Source organism: Pauljensenia sp. UMB3104, assembly GCF_030217285.1.
Lineage (GTDB): Bacteria > Actinomycetota > Actinomycetes > Actinomycetales > Actinomycetaceae > Pauljensenia.
In genome coordinates this window covers 1-332 of record NZ_JASONN010000136.1, presented here as the reverse complement: position 1 = coordinate 332, position 332 = coordinate 1, and the positions used below count along the sequence as shown (strand labels likewise).

General features: G+C 66.9%; 1 protein-coding gene. It reads right to left on the bottom strand.

Going from position 1 to position 332, the window contains the following annotated elements; genetic code table 11:
- Nucleotides 1-58 precede the first annotated feature (58 nt).
- On the bottom strand, nt 59-332 hold a 274-nt coding region (locus tag QP415_RS11075), incomplete at its 5' end, for a C40 family peptidase (protein WP_285100098.1).

Below are 332 nucleotides of genomic sequence, written 5' to 3'. Positions count from 1 at the left end.
CTTTTCTTTACGCTCGCGCGCGGCGCGCCCAGCAGCACGCCGCGCCACCCGAGCGCATCTAGTCGATAATCCGCACGTAGGTGGGGCTCCCCCAAATCGGACCTTCGCGGGTACCACCTTCGGGGTTGGTCGCGGCGATATGCATGCCGTTGCCGGTGTAGATGCCCACGTGCCCGGGCCACCACAGCAGGTCACCGGGTTGGGCTTGCGAGGGGGAAATCTCGTAGCCGGCCGAGCGCTGCGCCCCGGAGGTACGCGGCAGGGAGTAGCCGAAGTGCCCGTACACATAGCGGGTGAAACCGGAGCAATCCCAGCCCGAGGGGGTATTGCCA